The following is an 8282-nucleotide window of genomic DNA, read 5'->3' as shown; positions in this document are numbered from 1 at the left end:
TCCCGCCGCCTTCGGCGGCGGGAGTGTACACTATATTCATTATGAAATTTTTTAAGGAATTATTGCTGATGTATAATTAAAGTTGACAACGAAACCAGTGTCATCGTATGAATGTGATGTACATAATTTATGGAAAACTTCCCTCATTCTGGATAGGTAGACGGTTACTGAACACGTGGACAAAAGGTTGTAGTGTGTATTAGTATAATGTATTGACCATAGGTCAAAGCAAGGTTGTGTCATTAAAAGTAGTATGGTTGGGGGTAAGGTGGATAATTTTTATATTTGGAGTACGTTATGAAAATACGATGCGCTCTTATTGGTTTTGGTACAGTGGGAAGCGGTGTGTACACGCTGTTGCAAAAACACAGAACAGATATATTAAAAAAAACGGGTGTGGATATTGAGCTTGTCACAATATGTGATGTGCGTAACATCAAAGATGTTAATGTGCCGGTTACAAGTACCTGGCAGGATGTTATCAACGATGCTTCTATTGATGTTGTCATTGAGCTTATTGGTGGGATAGAACCTGCAAAAACAATTATTCTTTCGGCACTTAATGCGGGTAAAAGTGTAGTAACGGCAAATAAAAAGCTTTTAGCTGAAAGTGGCAATGATATTTTTGTACTATCACAAACAGCAAAAGGAGCATTAGCGTTTGAAGCGGCCATTGGTGGTGGAATTCCGTGTGTTGCTGCGTTGCGAAACGGGCTTGTTGGCAATGCCATACAATCGGTAGTGGGTATACTTAACGGTACCACCAACTACATTTTAACACGGATGGCTGAGGATGGCATGTCATTTGATGAAGCGCTGAAATTGGCACAGGCAAAAGGCTATGCTGAGGCTGACCCCACCTTTGATATTGAAGGCTTTGATGCAGCACACAAGATTGCGCTTTTGTCACTGTTAGCATATAATGTCCGCGTTTCAATGCAGAATATCTATATAGAAGGCATTACAAAAATCACAAGTCTGGATATAAAGTATGCCCATGAAATGGGCTATACCATCAAGCTTTTAGGTGTCAGCCGCATGGTAGATGATAAGCTTGACATACGTCTACAACCAGTGATGATTCCGTTTACCCATCCGCTGGCGTCGGTGCGCAATGAATTTAACGCAGTGATGTATAATGGGGATATGACTGGCGCAGTGACCCTGTATGGTAAGGGAGCAGGCAGTTTACCCACAGCGTCAGCAGTGGTAAGCGATATTGTTTCCATTGCACAAAAACAGAATGGCATAAAAGACAGTGTGTATATAGCAAAGGATGCGCAGTATCTTTCATCGGATGATAGAATGCTACGCTATTATGTGCGCTTGCATACTGAAGATAGAGCCGGTATTTTGTCAAAAATTTCTGGCGTATTTGCTTCATATAACATCAGTATTGCTTCTGTTATACAGAAAGAGGTTAATGCGCCGTATGTTCCGCTTGTCATTACCACGCACGCAGCAAGTGAAGCTGCAATGCGCAAAGCAAAACAGGATATTGAGCAGTTTAATTTTGTCAATGGTCAGGTAATGGTCATACCTATTGAAGATTTTAATAGTACAGGTGAATAATTATGAGCGATAGTAACTATAAAGCAGTCTTCCGATGTATTGCAGGTTGTAATGAAGAATATCCCCTTGATGAGATTGTCTACAGGTGTAAAAAGTGTGGTGAACTGTTAGAAGTGCATCACGACATGGACCGATTACAGGAACTATCGCCCAAAAAGTGGCGGGAGCTTTTTGACAGTCGTATAGGAACCACGAAGTGGCCATACGGAAGCGGCGTGTGGAGTAAGAAAGAATGGGTATGCCCTGAAGTTGATAACGAAAATATAGTGTCAATGTTTGAAGGTAATACCAATTTGTTCTGGGCAAAACGTTTTGGAGCAATGATAGGGATGGACGATCTGTGGGTGAAGATGTGTGGTAACAGTCATACTGGTTCATTCAAGGACTTAGGGATGACAGTACTGGTATCCATGGTAAATGAGATGATACAGCGAGGTAAGCCCATCAAAGCGGTTGCCTGTGCATCAACAGGTGATACATCAGCAGCGCTGGCAGCGTACTGTGCATATGCAGGTATCCCATCTATTGTGTTTTTGCCGCGTAACAAAATTTCAACAGCGCAGCTGGTGCAACCTATGAGCAATGGTTCCATTGTCATGTCACTTGATACTAACTTTGATGGCTGCATGAAAATAGTACAGGAAATAACCAGGGATAACAGCATCTATCTGGCAAATTCAATGAACTCGCTTCGTATTGAAGGACAAAAGTCAATCTCAATTGAAATTGTGCAGCAGTTTGACTGGGAAGTGCCTGATGTCATCATCATTCCTGGTGGGAACTTAGGCAATGTGTCGGCACTGGGCAACGGATTTGAGATGATGCTGCAGCTGGGTCTTATCAGCAAAAAACCACGCATAGTGCTTGCTCAGGCGCAAAATGCAAATCCACTGTATCTATCGTACCGTAATGGCTTTAAAGAATTTAAGCCCATAACACCGCAAAAAACATTAGCCTCGGCAATACAGATTGGCGATCCAGTTTCAGTAAAAAAGGCAATACGTGCATTGCAGAAGTTTGATGGCATTGTAGAGCAGGCTTCTGAAGAAGAACTGGCAAATGCCGCAGCGCTTGCCGACCGTACTGGCATGTACAGCTGCCCACATACGGGTGTAGCACTGGCGGTTCTACTTAAGCTTGTTGAAAAAAAGGTTATATCTAAAAAAGACAGAACTGTCGTTATATCAACAGCCCATGGATTGAAGTTTAGCGAGTTTAAGGTTGGTTACCATGAGGGCACACTTGACGGTGTTAACTGTAAATATGCAAACAGGCCTATTGAACTTGAAGCCAATGCTGATGTTGTTAGAGAGGTGTTATTTAAAGAGCTGGATAAAAGAAGCACGTTAAAGTATTAACAATATGTTAGGATAGTTGACATGAAAATAACACAGCATGTGTATCAGGTGGGAGGTTCTACCCTTACGCATCCTCAAGATGCAGCTATTTACTGTATTACTGATGGCACGGTCAGTGCGCTGATAGATGCTGGCACTGGTGATGGACATGACAGGCTTTTAAAAAATTTAGACCGAGAACATATTGCTCCATCATCAATAAAGTATCTCTTCTTAACGCATTGCCACTTTGACCATGTTGGCGGTGCGCACAAGGTACGGGGAACATTCAATTGTAGGGTGGTGGCTCACGAGCTTGATGCACACTATATTGAAACAGGGGATCAGTATGTAAGTGCAGCAAGCTGGTATGGCAGCTTTTTAACCCCATGTACGGTTGATATAAAGGTAAATGAAAAACAAAAAACTTTTGAGGTTGGAAGTCTTAAAGTTACCATGTATCATATTCCCGGGCATTCACCTGGTTCTGCGGCTTTAACAGTTGAATCCGAAGGCAAGCTGGTTCTTTTTGGGCAGGATGTCCATGGACCTTTGAATGATGTGCTGAAGTCTAACAGGGATGATTATATACATTCACTGGAGTTTTTACTTTCACTTGATGCTGATATTCTGTGTGAAGGCCATTTTGGTGTGTACTATGAAAAAGAAGAAGTGAAGAATTTTATTGAGTCATTTTTGTGAAAATGATTTTAACGGAGCCGTGTCAAAACAAACTGTGTGGATAGCAATGGCGCGGATGAAATGTCATTGCGAGCGTAGCGAAGCAATCTCAATGCCGCACAAGATAAGATTGCTTCGTCACTTCGTTCCTCGCAATGACAGGAAGTCAAAGTAATTGCAATAAGGTGTCTTTTGGGACAACCCCTGCACAATGTATTATCCTACTCTAACAGCGCACCGGTAAAGATGTCTTTACTTGCCTTAATAACCGCAGTTTCATTAAACAGCAGCGCATCAATCCGGCCAAAGAATTTTGGAAATTCAGCACCCAGATAAAACTGTGATGATAAAACACGTCCGGAATAGTATGCTGCTTCTTCATTGTCAGCAAGGAATTTGTCACGCTCTTCGCCTTTTTTGTCGCCTACTAGCTCTTTCATCTTTGGTATGGTCAATGTCAGTGACCACAGATGCAGCCATGCCAGCGTCAGCATGAACATGGCCTGCTGCAATGGTGTACAGGCGGCAAAGATGTGTAAAAATTTACCTGCTGCCATCTGATCTTTCAACATGGTGATGACTTCATCTAACCTCTGGATTCCCTTTTCAACTAACTCAATGTATTTATCTTCAACTATACCTTTGGCTTTGGCAATAGTTTGGGCCATGCGTTTTTTCATGACATTGTAGTTGTATTGCTCGGGATTCATGAGGATTTTGCGCATGGTTAAGTCCATGGACTGAATGCCGTTGGTGCCCTCATAAATCTGAGTTATCTTGGCATCACGCATGTACTGCTCAACGGGGTAATCGGAAGTGTATCCATAACCACCATAGACCTGAATAGCTTCTGAGGTAACCAGCACAGCAGTATCGGTACAGCCAGCTTTTGCAATAGGGATAAGTATCTCCACCATACCCTGGGCTTCTTTCTTTGCATCGCCGTCAAGTACTTCAATCAGCGTTGCATTATGTGCCAGATAGTAGTTGAGCATACGCATGCCTTCCACATAGCCTTTCATCCACAAAAGCATGCGTTTAACATCAGGATGTTCAATAATAGCTACTTTTGGTGCTTCAGGATTGAGCATCTGGGTTACGTGAACGCCCTGTATGCGGTTGCGTGCATATGTGACTGCATGCATGTAGGCGGTAGATGACAACGAAAGCCCCTGCAAGGCAACATCAAGTCTAGCTTCATTCATCATGTGGAACATGATCTTCATTCCCTGTCGAGGTTGCCCTAACAACCACCCAACACATTTGCCATTATCACCAAAGTTCAATGTACAGGTAGCAGAACCATGGATACCCATCTTGTGCTCAATACCAGAACATATGACATCATTAAACTCACCTAAACTGCCGTCAGGTTTCACTCTGTACTTTGGTACTATAAATATGGAAATGCCTTTTGTTCCGGGTGGATCGCCTTCAATGCGGGCAAGAACCGGATGAATAATATTTTCATAAAAATCGTTATCGCCTGAGGTTATAAAAATTTTTTGTCCCTGAATGAGGTACGTACCATCAGGCTGAGGAATAGCCTTTGTTTTCAGGTTACCCACATCAGAGCCAGCTTCAGGTTCGGTAAGGCACATGGTACCACCCCATTGCCCGGTAAGCATTTTTTCCAGATACATTTTTTTCTGTTCTTCAGTGCCAAAATTCTTGATGAGTGCTGCTGCACCATGTGACAGGCCAGGATAGGTTGTGAATGATAAACTGGCTGAGGTAAAAATTTCACTGCATGACATTGCAACTGCACCAGGCATACCCATTCCACCAATTTCTGGATCTTCAATCATGCCAACAAATCCAGCTTCATTATATTTTCTTAGAGCGTTTTTGTATCCTTCCGGAATCATTACCTTTTTGGTTTCAGGGTCGTATTTGACACCAGTTTTGTCAGCCTCCTTGTTTACTGAATACACTTCTTCAACCGCCATTTTTAATGCCAAGTCAATGGTGGCTTCATACATATCCTTGTCCTGATCAGCAAACTTTGGGTACTTTTTTAAATCATCGATTTTTAATAGTTCAAACAAGACAAACTGGACATCACGCCCGTCTACAAGTGGATTGCGCATCATATCAAACCTCCGGTTATTCTTAAAAGATTAATAATAATGTGCTGTATTAATGTAATAATGACATACATAAAATATTCAATTGTGTTGTCAATAGTAATAATATTGCAGGAAAGAAAAATTTTAGGTCAAATGTGTGCATATCGTTCTATGTGTATACTTACATTCTAAAATTGTCATAGTTTTTCTAACTTTATACAAATAGGATTATTATATTAATATTTCGTGATAATAGAAAAAGAACATTCACATTGAAAAAATAGCCAAGGCACTATAAAAAATTGATAAAAGCATGGTGAGTATTATATAAAAAGTGTAGCGATAGTTATACATTAATTGGCAGCCACAGGGAAGTGGTTGTCCGTTTTTTTAGATTTTAACGTGCAGGCAAACAAGCGTTTGTTTGCCTGCACAATGTATCATCCTACTCTAACAGCGCACCGGTAAAGATGTCTTTACTTGCCTTAATAACCGCAGTTTCATTAAACAGCAGCGCATCAATCCGGCCAAAGAATTTTGGAAATTCAGCACCCAGATAAAACTGTGATGATAAAACACGTCCGGAATAGTATGCTGCTTCTTCATTGTCAGCAAGGAATTTGTCACGCTCTTCGCCTTTTTTGTCGCCTACTAGCTCTTTCATCTTTGGTATGGTCAATGTCAGTGACCACAGATGCAGCCATGCCAGCGTCAGCATGAACATGGCCTGCTGCAATGGTGTACAGGCGGCAAAGATGTGTAAAAATTTACCTGCTGCCATCTGATCTTTCAACATGGTGATGACTTCATCTAACCTCTGGATTCCCTTTTCAACTAACTCAATGTATTTATCTTCAACTATACCTTTGGCTTTGGCAATAGTTTGGGCCATGCGTTTTTTCATGACATTGTAGTTGTATTGCTCGGGATTCATGAGGATTTTGCGCATGGTTAAGTCCATGGACTGAATGCCGTTGGTGCCCTCATAAATCTGAGTTATCTTGGCATCACGCATGTACTGCTCAACGGGGTAATCGGAAGTGTATCCATAACCACCATAGACCTGAATAGCTTCTGAGGTAACCAGCACAGCAGTATCGGTACAGCCAGCTTTTGCAATAGGGATAAGTATCTCCACCATACCCTGGGCTTCTTTCTTTGCATCGCCGTCAAGTACTTCAATCAGCGTTGCATTATGTGCCAGATAGTAGTTGAGCATACGCATGCCTTCCACATAGCCTTTCATCCACAAAAGCATGCGTTTAACATCAGGATGTTCAATAATAGCTACTTTTGGTGCTTCAGGATTGAGCATCTGGGTTACGTGAACGCCCTGTATGCGGTTGCGTGCATATGTGACTGCATGCATGTAGGCGGTAGATGACAACGAAAGCCCCTGCAAGGCAACATCAAGTCTAGCTTCATTCATCATGTGGAACATGATCTTCATTCCCTGTCGAGGTTGCCCTAACAACCACCCAACACATTTGCCATTATCACCAAAGTTCAATGTACAGGTAGCAGAACCATGGATACCCATCTTGTGCTCAATACCAGAACATATGACATCATTAAACTCACCTAAACTGCCGTCAGGTTTCACTCTGTACTTTGGTACTATAAATATGGAAATGCCTTTTGTTCCGGGTGGATCGCCTTCAATGCGGGCAAGAACCGGATGAATAATATTTTCATAAAAATCGTTATCGCCTGAGGTTATAAAAATTTTTTGTCCCTGAATGAGGTACGTACCATCAGGCTGAGGAATAGCCTTTGTTTTCAGGTTACCCACATCAGAGCCAGCTTCAGGTTCGGTAAGGCACATGGTACCACCCCATTGCCCGGTAAGCATTTTTTCCAGATACATTTTTTTCTGTTCTTCAGTGCCAAAATTCTTGATGAGTGCTGCTGCACCATGAGCAAGGGAAGGATATGATGTGAATGCAAGGCTTGCTGCGGTGAAAATCTCATTACACGCTATTGCTATGGTAAATGGCATACCCATTCCACCAATTTCAGCCTCTTCCATTATTCCAACAAATCCAGCTTCATTATATTTTTTCAATGGGGCTTTGAGTAAATCAGGAATGATTACTTTTTTAGCCTCAGGGTTGTATTTAACGCCAATTTTGTCTGCTTCCCTATTAACAGGATATACTTCTTCTACTGCCATTCTGAATGCCAGATCGATCGTTGCCTCATATATATCCTTATCATGATCAGCAAAACGTGGAATTTTTTTTAATTCATCCAGTTTGAGTAGTTCAAAAAGTACAAAATGAACATCCCTTTGATCTGCCAGTTGATTACGCATTGATACCGATACCATAATATACCCCCACTATTGTTATTGTTAAAATGATTTGAAAATAGAAGTATAACATTATTAATAACATATATATACATGTCATACTATTTTGTCAATGTATATATTATTTGTAAGTAAAATTTTGTATATTCAATAAATTTATTATTATTTAATCTCTAATTATTCCTAAATATGGAAATTTGAATAAAATATACAATAGTGTACACCCCAGCCGCCGAAGGCGGCGGGGGGGTACACTATATTCATTATAAAATTTTTTAAGGAATTATTGCTGTTATTTAATAATAATTATGT

Annotated in this window: 5 protein-coding genes; 3 read left to right on the top strand and 2 right to left on the bottom strand. The window is 41.2% G+C overall.

The genetic code is table 11. The features are described 5' to 3' along the window. Positions 1-297: 297 nt before the first annotated feature. The 3 genes from AB1444_08545 to AB1444_08535 are packed head-to-tail and all read left to right on the top strand — an operon-like array spanning position 298 to position 3611. Entirely contained in the window at positions 298-1572 is a 1275-nt protein-coding gene (locus AB1444_08545; protein MEW6526699.1) for a homoserine dehydrogenase, read from the top strand. Positions 1573-1574: 2 nt separating this feature from the next. Next, positions 1575-2930, top strand: coding sequence for a threonine synthase (gene thrC, locus AB1444_08540; GenBank protein MEW6526698.1), 1356 nt, complete (start codon positions 1575-1577; stop codon positions 2928-2930). Between the two features lie 21 nt (positions 2931-2951). Further along, positions 2952-3611, top strand: coding sequence for an MBL fold metallo-hydrolase (locus tag AB1444_08535; protein MEW6526697.1), 660 nt, complete (start codon positions 2952-2954; stop codon positions 3609-3611). 200 nt (positions 3612-3811) lie between these two features. On the opposite strand, the gene AB1444_08530 is transcribed toward AB1444_08535, so the two are convergent. Then, positions 3812-5683: an acyl-CoA dehydrogenase gene (locus AB1444_08530; protein ID MEW6526696.1), complete on the bottom strand. Its 1872-nt coding sequence runs from the start codon at positions 5681-5683 to the stop codon at positions 3812-3814. A gap of 421 nt (positions 5684-6104) precedes the next feature. Beyond that, positions 6105-7988, bottom strand: a complete 1884-nt coding sequence (locus tag AB1444_08525; GenBank protein ID MEW6526695.1) for an acyl-CoA dehydrogenase — start codon at positions 7986-7988, stop codon at positions 6105-6107. Between the last annotated feature and the right edge of the window lie 294 nt (positions 7989-8282).

The sequence above is a fragment of the Spirochaetota bacterium genome (assembly GCA_040756435.1).
Taxonomy (GTDB): Bacteria; Spirochaetota; UBA4802; order UBA4802; family UB4802; genus UBA4802.
Note: the sequence above shows the minus strand (reverse complement) of the source record. Positions and strands in the feature narration are given on the sequence as shown.

What these genes read in the sequence shown, in the direction of transcription:
- AB1444_08525 (MEW6526695.1), bottom strand. Translation starts at nt 7,988, where the DNA reads ATGGTATCGGTATCAATGCGTAATCAACTGGCAGATCAAAGGGATGTT.
- AB1444_08530 (MEW6526696.1), bottom strand. Translation starts at nt 5,683, where the DNA reads ATGATGCGCAATCCACTTGTAGACGGGCGTGATGTCCAGTTTGTCTTG.
- AB1444_08535 (MEW6526697.1), top strand. Translation starts at nt 2,952, where the DNA reads ATGAAAATAACACAGCATGTGTATCAGGTGGGAGGTTCTACCCTTACG.
- AB1444_08545 (MEW6526699.1), top strand. Translation starts at nt 298, where the DNA reads ATGAAAATACGATGCGCTCTTATTGGTTTTGGTACAGTGGGAAGCGGT.
- thrC (MEW6526698.1), top strand. Translation starts at nt 1,575, where the DNA reads ATGAGCGATAGTAACTATAAAGCAGTCTTCCGATGTATTGCAGGTTGT.